General features: G+C 64.9%; 15 protein-coding genes. All 15 read right to left on the bottom strand.

Annotated features, from left to right (window positions below):
- Window positions 1-5: 5 nt before the first annotated feature.
- Window positions 6-719, bottom strand: a complete 714-nt coding sequence (gene trmB / locus OC184_RS06795) for a tRNA (guanine(46)-N(7))-methyltransferase TrmB (RefSeq protein ID WP_265506425.1) — start codon at window positions 717-719, stop codon at window positions 6-8.
- 124 nt (window positions 720-843) lie between these two features.
- Window positions 844-2,520 (bottom strand): ribonuclease J, encoded by a 1,677-nt coding sequence (locus OC184_RS06790; protein WP_265506424.1) that lies wholly within the window; start codon window positions 2,518-2,520, stop codon window positions 844-846.
- Window positions 2,513-3,292 (bottom strand): type III pantothenate kinase, encoded by a 780-nt coding sequence (locus tag OC184_RS06785; protein ID WP_265506423.1) that lies wholly within the window; start codon window positions 3,290-3,292, stop codon window positions 2,513-2,515. Before OC184_RS06785 ends, OC184_RS06790 begins: the two co-directional genes overlap by 8 nt.
- 4 nt (window positions 3,293-3,296) lie before the next feature.
- Window positions 3,297-4,031 carry a biotin--[acetyl-CoA-carboxylase] ligase gene (locus OC184_RS06780; RefSeq protein ID WP_265506422.1) on the bottom strand — a complete coding sequence of 245 codons (735 nt, stop codon included), beginning with the start codon at window positions 4,029-4,031 and terminating at the stop codon, window positions 3,297-3,299.
- A 28-nt stretch (window positions 4,032-4,059) separates the two neighbouring features.
- Window positions 4,060-5,556 (bottom strand): NADH-quinone oxidoreductase subunit NuoN, encoded by a 1,497-nt coding sequence (gene nuoN, locus OC184_RS06775; RefSeq protein ID WP_265506421.1) that lies wholly within the window; start codon window positions 5,554-5,556, stop codon window positions 4,060-4,062.
- Between the two features lie 10 nt (window positions 5,557-5,566).
- Window positions 5,567-7,120, bottom strand: a complete 1,554-nt coding sequence (locus OC184_RS06770) for an NADH-quinone oxidoreductase subunit M (protein WP_265506420.1) — start codon at window positions 7,118-7,120, stop codon at window positions 5,567-5,569.
- A 2-nt stretch (window positions 7,121-7,122) separates the two neighbouring features.
- Window positions 7,123-9,258 (bottom strand): NADH-quinone oxidoreductase subunit L, encoded by a 2,136-nt coding sequence (nuoL, locus tag OC184_RS06765; protein ID WP_265506419.1) that lies wholly within the window; start codon window positions 9,256-9,258, stop codon window positions 7,123-7,125.
- Window positions 9,259-9,265: 7 nt separating this feature from the next.
- A complete protein-coding gene (nuoK, locus tag OC184_RS06760; RefSeq protein WP_265506418.1) occupies window positions 9,266-9,571 on the bottom strand; it encodes an NADH-quinone oxidoreductase subunit NuoK in 306 nt (101 codons plus the stop codon).
- A 58-nt stretch (window positions 9,572-9,629) separates the two neighbouring features.
- Complete coding sequence (locus OC184_RS06755) at window positions 9,630-10,232, bottom strand: NADH-quinone oxidoreductase subunit J (RefSeq protein WP_265506417.1); 603 nt, start codon at window positions 10,230-10,232, stop codon at window positions 9,630-9,632.
- Window positions 10,229-10,639, bottom strand: coding sequence for a carboxymuconolactone decarboxylase family protein (locus OC184_RS06750; protein WP_265506416.1), 411 nt, complete (start codon window positions 10,637-10,639; stop codon window positions 10,229-10,231). Before OC184_RS06750 ends, OC184_RS06755 begins: the two co-directional genes overlap by 4 nt.
- Complete coding sequence (nuoI, locus tag OC184_RS06745; RefSeq protein WP_265506415.1) at window positions 10,636-11,127, bottom strand: NADH-quinone oxidoreductase subunit NuoI; 492 nt, start codon at window positions 11,125-11,127, stop codon at window positions 10,636-10,638. The genes OC184_RS06750 and nuoI overlap by 4 nt, the downstream gene beginning before the upstream one ends.
- Entirely contained in the window at window positions 11,127-11,306 is a 180-nt protein-coding gene (locus OC184_RS06740) for a hypothetical protein (protein ID WP_265506414.1), read from the bottom strand. The genes nuoI and OC184_RS06740 overlap by 1 nt, the downstream gene beginning before the upstream one ends.
- A gap of 3 nt (window positions 11,307-11,309) precedes the next feature.
- Entirely contained in the window at window positions 11,310-12,341 is a 1,032-nt protein-coding gene (gene nuoH, locus OC184_RS06735) for an NADH-quinone oxidoreductase subunit NuoH (RefSeq protein ID WP_265506413.1), read from the bottom strand.
- Between the two features lie 18 nt (window positions 12,342-12,359).
- On the bottom strand, window positions 12,360-13,103 hold the full coding sequence (locus OC184_RS06730) for a hypothetical protein (protein ID WP_265506412.1): 744 nt from the start codon (window positions 13,101-13,103) through the stop codon (window positions 12,360-12,362).
- A gap of 3 nt (window positions 13,104-13,106) precedes the next feature.
- On the bottom strand, window positions 13,107-15,119 hold the full coding sequence (gene nuoG, locus OC184_RS06725; protein ID WP_265506411.1) for an NADH-quinone oxidoreductase subunit NuoG: 2,013 nt from the start codon (window positions 15,117-15,119) through the stop codon (window positions 13,107-13,109).

The raw sequence follows: 15,119 nt of genomic DNA, 5'->3' as shown, positions 1-15,119 counted from the left end.
CGCGGTTAAAGCCGGCGGAAGGTTACGTAATGGGGCACCCGCCCCTCGCGTAGGGCCTTCTGTTCATACCGGGTGCTGATCCAGTCGTCCCAGGCCTGGTCGGTGTCGAGGATCGTCTCAAAACCGGCGGGCGGGACCTCTTCCCGTGCCTGGCGAATATAGTCCGAAATGTCGCTGGCGACCCGGAATATCCCACCCGGCTGCATCACGCGCGCCAGCGGCAGCAGGTGTTCTGGCGTCACGAAGCGGCGGCGGTGATGGCGGGCCTTGGGCCAGGGGTCGGGGTACATCAGGAAGGCGCGCTGGATGCTGGCGTCTGGCAGGACGTCCATCAGGTCGCGTGCGTCGCCCGGATGCACGCTGACATTCGAGACCCTGGCTGCCCTGATCTTGCCCAGCAGCATCGCGACACCGTTGATGAACGGCTCGCAGCCAATGATGCCGATGTCGGGATAGGTTGCGGCCATGTGCACCATATGCTCACCGCCGCCGAAGCCGACCTCCAGCCACACCGGCCGGTCGTCGCCGAAGATGGCCTGCGGGTCGATGTGGCGACGTTCGGGATTTTCCTCGACGGTGATCCCGCGTGGTCGCAGGTCGCCCAGATCCTCGGACAGGTAGCCCTTCTGGCTCTGGCGCAGGGTCTTGCCGTGCCGGCGGCCGTAGAAGTTGCGGCGCGGCGGATCGGGATCGAAGCTTGATTTCGGTGTGTCGCTCATTTCCTGCGCATAGCCGCAAGGCGCTGGCGAATACAAGGGGCGCTGTTTGCGTCCCGCGGCCGCCGGGGGCTTTGCGCCCCCGGACCCCCGCAGGATATGTGCGGACCGTCGCAGGCGTGGCGGATCAGTCTGCCATCAGCCGGCTGATGATCACGGTCACTTCAGGCTTCTTACCGATCTCCTCCATGGCGACCTGCCTGGCGATCTTGCGGATTGCCTCGTCCAGCTTGCCGTCGTCGCGCACGGTCCGGGCGTCCGCGCGCTCCAGAAAATCAGAGAGCTCGCTTTCGATCTGGCGGACCAGATCGGCGCCGCTGCGGCCGCGCTCGGCCAGACCCATCAGCTCGACCCAGGCATCGGGAAGGGCGTTGTCGTCCTCGTCGACGATGACGCTGACGGTCGCATGACCGTTCAAAGCCATGCGGATCCGGTCGCGGACGACGCCGTCCATCGAGCCGATCAAGACGTTGCCGTCGAGGTAGAGGCGCCCGGTTTCCACATGATCGACGACCTTAGGCGTGGTTCCCGTCAGGTCCAGCACGGCACCGTTCACCGCGATTTCGGCGGCCATGCCCTTGGCACGCGCCAGCATCACATGCTCTCGCAGGTGCAGGTGCTCTCCGTGCATGGGCACGACGATCCGGGGCTTCAGGATGTCGTGCATGGCCTCGATGTCAGGACGGTTCGCGTGCCCCGAGACGTGGAAGAGGCCGTCGTCGGCGTCATAGACCTCGACGCCGATCTCGCTCAGCGCGTTCATGATCCGGCCGACGGAGCGTTCGTTGCCGGGGATCGTCTTCGAGCTGAAGAGGAAGCTGTCGCCTTCCTTCAGCGACAGCCCCAGATAGCGGCCCCGCGACAGCTGCGCACTGGCCGCGCGGCGTTCGCCCTGGCTGCCGGTGACCAGCAGCAGAACCTCGCTCCGCGGCAGCTTGGCGGCCTCGTCGGGGCCAATCGTGTCAGGGAACTCTCTCAGGACGCCGCTCTCCAGCCCGACGCTGACCATGCGCCGCATCGCGCGGCCCAGCAGGCAGATCCTGCGCCCCGATGCCTTGGCGGCATCGGCCAGCGTCTTCAGCCGCGCGATGTTGCTGGCAAAGGTCGTCGCCACCACCAGGTTCGGCTGCGCCATGACCCATTCCAGGATCGGCGTGGCCAGAAGCGCCTCGGAGCGGCCGGGATGGGTCGAGAAGATGTTGGTGCTGTCGCAGGCTAGGACCTTCACGCCCTCGCCCTCGGCCGCGACCTCGGCCAGGCCCACCGGATCGAACGCGTCGCCGACGACCGGCGTGACGTCGGTCTTGAAGTCGCCGGTGTGGACGATCCGACCCGCCGGGGTGTCGATCAGCAGGGCCGAACTTTCCGGGATCGAGTGGCTGATCGGCAGGAACTGGACGCTGAACGGCCCGACCTGGGTCACTGCCGGACGCGCATCGGCGATGTTGACCGCCTCGACCGGCAGCCCCATCTCCTCCATCTTCAGGCGGACCAGCGTCCCGGTGAAGCGGCGGGCATAGATAGGGACGTCCAGCCGGCCCCACAGGTGGCCAATGGCGCCGATGTGATCCTCGTGCCCGTGGGTGACGAAGATCGCCTCCAGCCGGTCGCGGTTCTGCTCCAGCCAGGTCAGGTCCGGCATGATCAGGTCGATGCCGGGGCTGGCATCCATGTCCCCGAAGGTCACGCCCAGATCCACCAGGATCAGCCGTTCCTTCCCCGGCGCGCCATATCCATAGACATAGGCGTTCATGCCGATTTCGCCCGCGCCGCCAAGCGGCAGATAGATCAGGCGGTCAGCCATTGCCCATCTCCTTGTTGTAATCGTGAATCAGACGCAACCCGTGCATCGTCAAATCGTCTTCTATGGCGTCGAACAGGTCAAACCCCTGATCGAACAACGGCGCAAGCCCGCCGGTGGCTATCACTTTCATCGGGCGGTCGCGCTCGGCGCGGATCTTGTCCACGATACCGTCGACCAGACCGACGTATCCCCAGAACACGCCTGACTGGATACATGCAACCGTATTCGTGCCGATGACGCTCTGCGGCATGGTCACATCGACATGAGGAAGAGAGGCCGCGCCCATGTGCAGCGCCTCGAGCGAGAGGTTTACGCCCGGAGAGATCACGCCGCCGATATAGGCGCCGTCGACATCCACGACATCGAAGGTGGTGGCCGTGCCGAAGTCGACCACGATCAGGTCGGGCCCGTGCCGGTCATAGGCGCCGACGGTGTTCACCAGCCGGTCGGGGCCGACGGTCGTGCCCGGATCGACTCGCGGCGGGACTGGCAGCAGGCAGTCGGGCTTGCCGACAACCAGAGGGCGGGTCTCGAAATAGCGGTTGCAGAGGACGCGCAGGTTGAAGACCACCCGAGGCGCAGTGGCGCTGATGATGCAGGCGTCGATCTGCAGCGTGAACTTCTGGACAGCAATCAGCGTGGAAAGCCAGACGTAGTATTCGTCAGCCGTGCGCCGGTGATCGGTGCTGATGCGCCAGTGCGCGAGGAAGCGGGTGCCGTCCCAGATCGAGAAGACGGTGTTCGTGTTGCCAGTGTCGATGCAGAGCAGCATGGGTCTATCCGCCGAAATGGACGTCTGCGGCCGCGATGACCTGTCGCCCCCTTGCGGTCGTCAGGATCAAGGCGCCGCTTTCATCGATGCCTTCGAACCGCCCCTGCGTCTCGGACGCGCCGGTTCGGGCGGTGATGGTCTCGCGCAGTTTCGCAGCGCGGGCCAGCCAGGCGTTCCGGATGGGGCCGAAGCCGAAGGCCTCCATCTGCCGCTGCCAGACGTCGAAGGCGGCCGCGATCGCATCCAGCAGATCCTCTGGTGCGATCTGCAGGCCGGTCTCTCCTGCAAGGCTGACCGGGCGGAGCGCATCGGCTTCCACCAGCGCAGCATCCGGCGCGGCAACAAGATTGACGCCGATGCCGATGACCAATGTCGTCACCTGGCCGCCGGCGCCGGTGCTCTCCAGCAAGATGCCTGCCAGCTTCCCGCCGTTCAGCAGCACGTCGTTCGGCCATTTCAGTGCAAGGTTCAGACTGGGACCGCCGAGGGTCCGCAGCGCGTCGTGAACCGCCAGCGCGGCAACGAAGGAAAATCTCGCCGCCTCGGCCGGGTTTCCCGTCGGGCGCATGACCAGCGATGCAGCGAAGTTGCCCGGTGGATCGGCCCAGGCCCGGCCGCGGCGGCCACGCCCGGCCTCTTGCCGCCGCGCCAAGATCCAGGCCGGCCCCGTCAGCGACAGCGCCAGCCGCATGGCATGAGAGTTGGTGCTGTCCACGCGGTCGAGGACGTGGCGCGCCACGCCCTCCGGCCAGTTACCTGTGACCGGGTTACTGGACAACGACCGCAGCCGGCTCGACGACGATGGTGGGATCGACCACCACAAGCGGATCGACCAGCGACTGCGCGGCGACGGCCGCGGCCTCGTCGACGCCGACCATGGTGATGGCGCCCAACAGCAGGATTGCAGCGGGGACCATTAGCGCCGCATACTGCACCGCGCCCATCCGGCTGATCACCGGCTCGGCCTCATCGCCGAAGAACATGTAGTAGACGATGCGGAGGTAGTAGAACGCCCCGATTACCGAGGCGATGACGCCCAGCACGGCCAGCCAAGACATTCCGGCGTCGACCGCCGCAAGCAGGACGCCGTACTTGGCGAAGAAGCCCAGGAAGGGCGGGACGCCCGCCAGGCTGAACATCAGGAACAGGACCGCGAAGCTTTTCAGCGGCTCGCCTTGGGCGAAACGATGCAGGCTGGCCAGGTCCGTGACCGGGCGGCCGTCACGCTCGAGCGACAGGATGAAGGCGAAGGTGCCGATGTTCATCACGGCATAGATCGCCATGTACATCAACATCGCCTGCACACCAACGGCCGTACCAGCCGCAAGCCCGACAAGCGCAAAACCCATGTGCGCGATCGAGGAATAGGCCATCAGGCGCTTGACGTTGCGCTGTCCGATCCCGGCGATCGAGCCGAGGAACATCGACAGCACCGCCAGTACCGCGATGATCTGCGTCCAGTCGGCGGGAACGTTGCCGAAGGCGTCGAACATCAGACGGGCGATCAGCGCAGTGGCCGCGACCTTGGGTGCGGTCGCCATGAAGGCCGTCACCGGGGACGGCGCACCTTCGTAAACGTCCGGGGTCCACATGTGGAACGGCACCGCCGACACCTTGAACGCCAGTCCGACCAGCAGGAACACCAGACCGAAGAGCAGCCCCAGGGGCAGCGCGCCGAACGTCACGGCGGTGATGATGCCCGCGAAGCTGGTGGTGCCCGCGAAGCCATAGACCAGGGACGCCCCATAGAGGAGCAGGCCCGAGCTGAGCGACCCCAGGATGAAGTACTTGAGGCCTGCCTCCGACGACTTGGCGCTTTCGCGGCGCGAGGCGGCCAAAACGTAGATCGAGAGGGACTGCAGCTCCAACCCCATGTAGAGCGTCAGCAGATCGCCCGCCGACACCATCAGCATCATGCCGACGGTCGAAAGCACCATCAGGATCGGATATTCGAACTTCATCAGCCCGTGGCGCGTCATGTACTCGGCGCTCATCGCCAGGACGGCGGCCGCGGACAGCAGGATCGTGACCTTGGCGAAGCGCGCGAAGGCGTCGTCCATGAACATGCCGAAAAAGGCGCCCTGCTGCGGCCTGTCGGTAACGCCGACATACATGCCCGCCACCAGCAGCGCCAAGACGCTGGCCCACAGGATCGGCCGTGCGATCTGGTCCTTGCCGAAATAGGCCCCTGCCAGCAGCGCCGCCAGGGCATAGATCGCAAGCAGAAGCTCGGGCAGAATGGTGGAAAGATCCAGTCCGGTCATCTTGCGTTCCTCAATGGCTGACGGTGGCCGCGGCCAAGTCGTCCGTTGCCGCCTCGGCGGGCAGCGCGTCGTGGAAGTTCACCAGCAGCGCCTCGACCGAGGGGCCGGTGATGTCGGTCGCCAGGCGCGGATAGACGCCCAGGATCAGGGTCATGGCGATCAGCGGAACGAAGATCCACTTTTCTCGCGGAGTCATGTCGGCGATGGTGCGCAGGCTTTCCTTGATCAGCGCGCCCATGGTCACGCGGCGATAGAGCCAGAGCGCGTAGGCGGCCGAGAAAATCACGCCCGTGCATGCTACAAAAGCTACCCAGGTGTTGGCCCGGAACGTCCCCAGCAGCGTCAGGAATTCACCCACGAAGCCCGAGGTGCCGGGCAGGCCGACATTCGACATCGTGAAGAACATGAAGACCAGCGCATAGACCGGCATCCGGTTCACCAGGCCGCCATAGGCGTCGATCTCTCGCGTGTGCATGCGGTCATAGATGACGCCCACGCAGAGGAACAGAGCGCCCGAGATGAAGCCGTGCGACAGCATCTGGAAGATCGCCCCGTCCAGCCCCTGCTGGTTCGCAGCGAAGATGCCCATGGTGACATAGCCCATGTGCGCCACCGACGAATATGCGATCAGCTTCTTCATGTCCGACTGCGCCAGCGCCACCAGCGAGGTGTAGACGATGGCGATCGCCGACATCCACAGCACGAGGCCCTGGAGTTGATCGGCCGCCACCGGGAACATCGGCAGGCTGAAGCGCAGAAAACCGTAGCCGCCCATCTTCAGCAGCACCGCCGCCAGCACGACCGACCCCGCGGTCGGCGCCTGGACGTGCGCGTCGGGCAGCCAGGTATGGACCGGCCACATCGGCATCTTGACCGCGAAGCTGGCGAAGAAGGCCAGGAACAGCAGCGTCTGCATGCCGCCGACGACGGTGAAGCCCAGCACCTGCATGGTCTGCGACGGGAAGTCGAAGGCCAGCAGTTGCACGATGTCCGTCGTGCCTGCCGTGGTAATCATGGCGATCATCGCCACCAGCATCAGGACCGAGCCAATAAAGGTATAGAGGAAGAACTTGAACGCCGCATAGATCCTGTTCGCGCCGCCCCAGATGCCGATGATCAGGAACATCGGGATCAGACCCGCTTCGAAGAACAGGTAGAAGAGGATCAGGTCCAGCGCCGCGAAGACGCCGATCATCAGCCCCTCCAGCACCAGGAAGGCGATCATGTATTCCTTGACCCGGGTCTTGACGTCCCAAGTGGACAGGATCGTCAGCGGCATCAGGAAGGTCGTCAGCAGGACGAACAGGATCGAGATGCCGTCCACGCCCATCTTGTAGCGCAGGCCCATGATCCAGGCGTGATCCTCGACGAACTGGAAACCGGTGTTCGAAGGGTCGAACCCCGCCAGCAGGAACAACGATATCAGGAAGGTGGCGGTCGTCGCGATCAGCGCAAGGTACTTGGCGTTCTTCTGCGACGCGGCATCGTCGCCGCGCAAGAACAGCGCCAGGATCCCGGCCGCGACGATCGGCAGGAAGGTGATGATCGAAAGAAGGTTCGTCATGGTCAGTACGTGCCCCGCATCATCACCCAGATCAGCAAGCCCACGATGCCCAGAACCATCGCGAAGGCGTAGTGGAACAGATAGCCCGACTGCACCCGGCCGGCGAACCGTGTCAGGCGCGGGATGATTCCCAGGGCGACCCCGTTGATGGCGCCGTCGATAACGGCTCCGTCACCGCCCGTCCACAGCTTGCGGCCGATCCAGCGCGCGGGCCGGACGAACATCGCGTCGTAGGCTTCGTCGAAATACCACTTGTTCAACAGGAACTGGTAGAGGCCGTGTTGCTGCCGGGCCAGCTTGGCCGGCGCGTCGGGGTTGCGGATATACATCAGCCAAGCAAGGCCCAGGCCCAGGATCATCGCGATGAACGGCGACAGCTTGACCCAAGCCGGGACCGAGTGCGCATCGTGCATGACGCTGTTCTCGGCCCCCATGAAGATCGCGCCGCGCTCGTAGCCCGCGACGGGGACGTGCGCCTCGGCCGGGTCCTCGGCGGCACCTGCCGCAGAATGCGTGGCGGCCCCCTCGGGGTCGTCATGCGGCGCCTCGAGGACGCTGCCTTCCAGCGCGGTAGCGCCTTCGTTGCCGTGGTCAGCACCAGTATCGTGATGCGCCGCGGGCGGCAGGCCGAAGAAGCGCTCGACATTGTCGCCGAAGAAGCTGCCGTACCAGACCATCCCAGAGAAGATCGCGCCAAGCGCCAGGACGCCAAGCGGGATGGTCATGACACGGGGGCCTTCATGGGCATGGTCATGCGCATGATGATCGCCCCGCGGCTTGCCGAAGAAGGTCATGAAGATCAGCCGCCAGCTGTAGAAGCTGGTCATGGCAGCGGCGATCACCAGCATCCAGAACGCATAGCCGTTGCCGGACGCATAGGCGCTTTCGATCACCGCGTCCTTGGACAGGAAGCCCGCAAAGCCGATATGGGTCAGCGGGATGCCCACGCCGGTGATGGCCATCGTGCCGATCACCATCGCCCAGAAGGTCAGCGGGATCTTCTTCCGCAGCCCGCCATAGTTCCGCATGTCCTGTTCGTGGTGCATCGCATGGATCACCGACCCCGCGCCCAGGAACAGCATCGCCTTGAAGAAGGCGTGCGTGAACAGGTGGAACATGGCGACCGAATAGACGCCGACGCCTGCGGCGACGAACATGTAGCCCAGCTGCGAACAGGTGGAATAGGCAATGACGCGCTTGATGTCGTTTTGCACCAGGCCCACGGTCGCTGCGAAGAAGGCGGTCGTTGCGCCGATGATGACGATGAACAGCTTTGCTTCGGGCGCGAACTCAAATAGCGGCGACATCCGGCAGACGAGGAAGACGCCTGCGGTCACCATTGTCGCGGCGTGGATCAGGGCCGACACCGGCGTCGGACCCTCCATCGCGTCTGGCAGCCAGGTGTGCAGGAACAGCTGGGCCGACTTGCCCATCGCGCCGATGAACAGCAGGACCGCCAGCACGTTCGCGGCGTTCCAATCGCGCCACAGGAAGGTCATCTGCGTGTCGGCCAACATCGGGACCTGCGCGAAGATCTCATCGAACTGGATCGAGCCGGTGAGCCACCAGAGGCCGAAGATCCCCAGAAGGAAGCCGAAGTCGCCCACGCGGTTGACGATGAAGGCCTTCATTGCGGCGGCGCCGGCCGACTGCTTCTTGTAGTAGAAGCCGATCAGCAGATAGGACGCGACGCCCACGCCCTCCCAGCCGAAGAACATCTGCAGCAGGTTGTCCGCCGTCACCAGCATCAGCATGGCGAAGGTGAAGAAGGACAGATAGGCGAAGAAGCGCGCCCGGTATGGCTCGGCATCGGTGAAGTTCTCGTCATGTGCCATGTAGCCGAATGAATACAGGTGCACGAGCGCCGAGACCGTGTTGATCACGATCAGCATGATCGCCGTCAGCCGGTCCAGGCGGATCGCCCATTCGGCGGCAAAGTCGCCCGAGACGATCCAGTCGAAGATCGGAACCTGCCGCAGCTCGCCATCAAGCGTCAGGAAGACGACCCAGGACAGCGCGGCGCCGGCGAACAGGATCGCCGTCGTCAGGACCTGCGCGCCGCGTTCGCCGATCAGCCGCCAGCCGAAGCCGGCGATCAGCGCGCCCAGCAGCGGGGCGAAAAGGATGAATTGCGCCATGGCTGCCTTACCCCTTCATCACGTTGATGTCTTCCACCGCGATCGAGCCGCGGTTGCGGAAGAAGACGACCAGGATGGCAAGGCCGATGGCGGCCTCGGCCGCGGCGACCGTCAGGATGAACATCGTGAAGATCTGCCCGCCCAGATCGCCCAGATAGGCGGAGAAGGCGACGAAGTTGATGTTGACCGCCAGAAGCATCAGTTCGATCGACATCAGGATGACGATGACGTTCTTGCGGTTCACGAAGATGCCGAAGATCCCGGCGACGAACAGGATCGCCCCCACGACAAGGTAATGTGTCAATCCGATCATCTTTTCAGTCCCTCCGGGCTCTCGTACCCGTTGATATTCGTTGCGAAGGCGGGGGCTTTCAGAGCCCCTGCCCCGGCTTGACGTCACGCAACTGCATCGCCTTCGCGGGGTCGCGATGCATCTGGGCGATCACGTCCTGGCGCTTGACGTCGGTGCGGTGCCGCATGGTCAGCGTGATCGCTCCGATCATTGCCACCAGCAGGATCAGCCCCGCCACCTGGAACGGCAGCAGATACCGGTCATAGAGCACCAGCCCGATCGCGTTGGTGTTCAGCGCGGGAACCGGCATCGGGACCGAGCGCAGCGTCGCCGACTGGTCGGAGGCCTCCCACGCGCCGAAGGCGATCGCCAGCTGCGCCAGCAGCACGATGGCGATCAGCGCCGCCAGCGGCAGGTACTGCGCGAATTCGCCCTTCAGCTGCTTGAAGTCGACGTCCAGCATCATGACCACGAACAGGAAGAGGACGGCGACCGCACCGACATAGACGATGACCAGCAGCATCGCGACGAACTCCGCCCCCAGAAGGACGAAAAGGCCAGCCGCCGACAAAAAGGACAGGATCAGCCACAGGACCGAATGAACCGGGTTGCGCGCCAGAACGACCATGAAACCCGCGATGCAGACCGTGATGGCGAACAGGTAGAAGGCAAAGGTGATCATTCGGAATTTCCTTCCGTTTCGGTGAAGACGCCGCGGGCGATCTCGAGCGCCTTCTGCATCGCGGGCAGGCCGCCGAACATCCCCATCTGGTAGATCACCTCGGCGATCTCGCGCGGGGTGGCGCCGGCCTCGATCGCGTGCCGGATGGTCAGGCGCAGCTGAGGCTCGGCCATGGCGCCCTGAACGGTCAGCGCGGCGATGGTGACCAGAAGCCGCGTCTTGGCATCCAGCCCGTCGCGGTTGAAGGTCTTGCCGAACCACATCTCCAGCATGTCGGCGGGCATGGTCGGGAACATCTTCTCCAGCGCCCGCGCATCGAAATGCTCGAGCGCGGGGTTGAAGGCCCGCGCCATCTCCTGGCCCTGCGACATCATCTGCTGGAACATCTTGGTGAACGGATCGGTCATCTGTAGGGCGCGTCCATCGCGAGGTTCCGCGCGATCTCGGCCTCCCACCGCAGGCCGTTGTCCAGAAGACGCTCTTTGTCGTAGAACAACTCCTCGCGCGTTTCGGTCGCGAATTCGAAGTTTGGCCCCTCGACGATGGCATCGACCGGGCAGGCTTCCTGGCAGAAGCCGCAATAGATGCACTTTGTCATGTCGATGTCGTAGCGCGTCGTGCGGCGCGAGCCGTCGTCGCGCGGTTCGGCATCGATGGTGATGGCCTGTGCGGGGCAGACCGCCTCGCACAGCTTGCAGGCGATGCAGCGTTCCTCGCCGTTGGGATAGCGGCGCAGGGCATGCTCGCCCCGGAAACGCGGGCTCAGCGGGCCCTTTTCATGCGGATAGTTGATGGTCGCCTTGGGCGCGAAGAAATAGCGCAGGCCCAAGCCGAAGCCTTTGATGAAGTCCACCATCAGGAAGTACTTGGTGGCGCGCGCGATGTCGAAAGCCATCAGAACTGCTCTCCTTGCTTGGGCGCGGCGAAGCGGTCGAAGGCCGCCACATAGTCGCGCAACCTGGCATCGTCGGCCTTATCGCGGTCGAGGTTGTTCGACAGGAAATGCGCGAACTCGGCCTTGTCGGATTCACTCGCGCGGGCCAGCGCCTCGGCGATCTTGTTGGAATAGGCCATCGCTCACACTCCTGCCCACCGGGCCCAGAACCCGCCGAAAACTTCGAACTTCGCAAGGAACGCCACGATCACGACCCAGCCAAGCGACAGCGGCAGGAAGACCTTCCAGCCGATCCGCATCAGCTGGTCATAGCGGTACCGCGGCACGATGGCCTTCACCATGGCGAACATGAAGAACCACATTACCATCTTCAGGAACATCCAGATCGCACCGTCCGGCAGCCCCGGGATGGGCGACAGCCAGCCGCCGAAGAACAGCAGCGTGATCAGCGCGCACATCAGCCACATGGCGATGTATTCGCCGGCCATGAACAGCAGGTAGGGCGTCGAGGAGTATTCGGTCATGAAGCCCGCGACCAGCTCGGATTCGGCTTCGGGAAGGTCGAACGGCGGGCGGTTGGTTTCGGCCAGGGCCGAGACGAAGAACAGCACGACCATTGGCAGGTGCGGCAGCCAGTACCAGGACAGGATGCCCGCCCCGCGCTGCGCCTCGACGATCAGCGACAGGTTCATCGACCCGGTCGAGATGATCACCCCGATGATGATCAGGCCCAGGCTGACCTCGTAAGAGATCATCTGCGCGGCCGAGCGCAGCGACCCAAGGAACGGGAACTTCGAGTTCGACGCCCATCCCCCCATGATCACGCCGTAGACCTCGAGCGAGGAAACCGCGAAGATGAAGAGGATGCCGACATTGATGTCGGCCATCACCCAGCCGGGCGCGAAGGGGATGGCGACGAAGGCCAGCAGCGCCAGCATCATCGACAGGAATGGCGCGAGGAAGAAGACGAACTTGTCGGCGCCGGCGGGCACCACGATTTCCTTGACCACGAACTTCAGCGCGTCGGCAAAGGTCTGCAGCAGGCCCCAGGGTCCTACCACGTTGGGGCCGCGGCGCATCTGCACCGCCGCCCACACCTTGCGGTCGCCATAGACCATGTAGACCAGCGACAGCATCACGAAGGCGATGATCGCCAGACCCTGCGCCAGCAGGATGATCGCGATGCCCAAGGAAGATGCCCAAAAATCAGCCATGATGCCTGTTCCTCTTCCTTACGCCGCGGGGATGCCGCGCGACCTGCATTCCCGCAGGGTATTTTCAGTTTCCATCACCCGCAGCCCCATCGGCTTGTCCTTCGACAGGGTGAAGGCCGAACCGATCAGCAGCTTGCCGTTCCGTTCAGCCTGCAATGTCCGGATGTGACGCCCATAGGGGGCGCCGTTGGCCTTGGCCCAACCGGCCAATGCGCAGGTGGCATACGAGAAGGCGATATCGGCGTCCACCCCCTGCCGCAGATTCGCCGTCACCTCGACCAGATCGTTGCGGTCGCCCGATCCAAGGACTTCGACCTTCGCGGCGATGAACTGTTTAGGATCGACCACAACGCCCTCGCGCATTGCGGGCAAGGCGGGGCCGGTGCGGGCGGCGAAGGCTTCCAGCGCCTTCTGCTGCGCGGTTTTTTCCCGCGGCAGGTTCCGCGCGACGACGCCGGACAGATCCAGGTCAAGGTTCGCGTTCAGCGCGGCAAGATCGGCCTCGGTCACCTGGAACGCGTCGCGCCCCGCGGGGCTGTCGAGGTCCATGGTGGTGACGCTGCCATCCTCCTCGAGGATCAGGATCTCGCCCGATTGGGTCGAGACGCGCGCGCGGCCAAGCGGCGCCCCGCCGCCGGGCGCCGTCGCCGCCGAAAGCTGTGACGGCTTGGTTCGGGGCCGGTCAGTGGCTTCGTCGGTGCCGGTGAAGCAGCCCCCAAGGGCCAGCACGGTCATTGCAACCGGGATGATGCGCGTCTTCATGATCTACTCCGCTGCCAATGCGGGCGCAACCCGCGCCGCCGCCATGCGCGACAGCTCTGCCATCAGCGGAGAGCAGCGCGCGATCGGATTCGTCAGGTAAAAGTCCCTGATCGGGTTCACGAAGCTGGCCCGGCCCAGGTCGCGCATCGGCAGACGCTGCCATTCGCTCTCGACGATCTGGTCAACGCGGGCGAGATGCGGCACGGCCTCGACCAACTTGCGGCGCAGCTGCGGCAGACTGTCCCACGGCAGGGTCTGGCCCACCTCGGCCGAAAGCGCGCGCAGGATGGCCCAGTTCTCCTTGGCCTCGCCCGGGGCAAAGTTCGCCCGCAGCGCCAGCTGCGGGCGGCCTTCGGTGTTGACGAAAAGACCCATCTCCTCGGTATAGCAGGCGGCCGGAAGAATGATGTCGGCGCGATGGGCGCCGCGGTCGCCGTGGCTGCCCTGATAGATCACCGTCGCACCCGCCGCGATCTCGACCTCGTCGGCGCCTAGGTTGAAGATCACCTCGGCCCCGTCGATAGCGGCGGTCAGGCCGCCTTCGGTGACGGCGCCGACATCCATCGCGCCGACCCGGGATGCCGCACTGTGCAGCACCAGCAACCGGGCGCCCGTCGTCTCGGCCAAAGCCTGGGCATGGGCCAGGACAGCCTCTCCGTCGGCCTCGCGCAACGCGCCCTGCCCCACGATCACCACGCCCGGCTTTTCGGACGCTTCGGCCGTGTCCAGCAGCGCAGCCAGCGCCGCACGGTCGGTTCCCGCGTGGTCGTAGTCATAGGTCAGATCGACCGCCTCGCCGATCACGGTGACCTGTGCGCCATGGATCCAGGCCTTGCGGATGCGCGAGTTCAACACGGGCGCCTCGTCGCGCGGATTGGTGCCGATCAGCACGATGCTGGCGGCGCCATCGACATCCGCAATCGTCGCGTTGCCTATGTAGGCCGAGCGGTTGCCGGCCGGCAAGCGTGCCCCGTCGGTGCGGCACTCGACCTTGCCGCCCAGCCCCTTGACCAGCGTCTTGAGGCTGAAGGCCGCCTCGACCGAGGCCAGATCGCCGACCAGGCCCGCGACCTTGCGGCCCTGCATCGCGCGGGCGGCGGCGGCCAGCGCCTCGGGCCAGGTGGCCGGGCGCAGCTTGCCGTTTTCGCGCAGATAGGGCTTGTCCAGCCGCTGACGCCGCAACCCGTCCCAGACGAAGCGGGTCTTGTCGCTGATCCACTCCTCGTTCACGCCGTCATGGTTTCGCGGCAGGATGCGCATGACCTCGCGCCCCTTCGTGTCCACGCGGATGTTGCTGCCGAGCGCGTCCATCACGTCGATGGTCTCGGTCTTCGACAGCTCCCACGGGCGGGCGGTGAAGGCATAGGGCTTGCTGACCAGCGCCCCCACCGGGCACAGGTCGATGATGTTGCCCTGCAGGTTCGAGGCCAACGTCTGGTTCAGATAGCTGGTGATCTCGCTGTCCTCGCCACGGCCGGTCTGGCCCATCTGGCTGATGCCCGCGACCTCACTGGTGAAGCGCACGCAGCGGGTGCAGCTGATGCAGCGGGTCATGTGGGTTTCGACCAGCGGACCCAGGTTCAATTCCTCAGCGGCGCGCTTGGGTTCGCGATAGCGGCTGAAATCGACGCCATAGGCCATGGCCTGGTCCTGCAGGTCGCATTCACCGCCCTGGTCGCAGATCGGGCAGTCCAGCGGATGGTTGATCAGCAGGAACTCCATCACGCCCTCGCGGGCCTTCTTGACCATCGGACTGTTGGTGCGGATCTCTGAGGGCGCGCCCTCCGGCCCCGGCCGCAGGTCCTTGACCTGCATCGCGCAGCTGGCGGCGGGCTTGGGCGGGCCGCCCACGACCTCCACAAGGCACATGCGGCAGTTGCCGGCGATCGACAGCCGCTCGTGATAGCAGAAGCGCGGGATCTCGATCCCGGCCTGCTCACAGGCCTGGATCAGGGTCAGGTTGGGATCGACCTCGATCTCCATGCCGTCGATCTTGATTGTCCGCAAATCGGCCAT

It is taken from the genome of Paracoccus rhizosphaerae (genome assembly GCF_026162645.1).
Lineage (GTDB): Bacteria > Pseudomonadota > Alphaproteobacteria > Rhodobacterales > Rhodobacteraceae > Paracoccus > Paracoccus rhizosphaerae.
The sequence above is the reverse complement of the archived record's forward strand: the minus strand, read 5'-3'. Positions and strand labels throughout refer to the sequence as shown.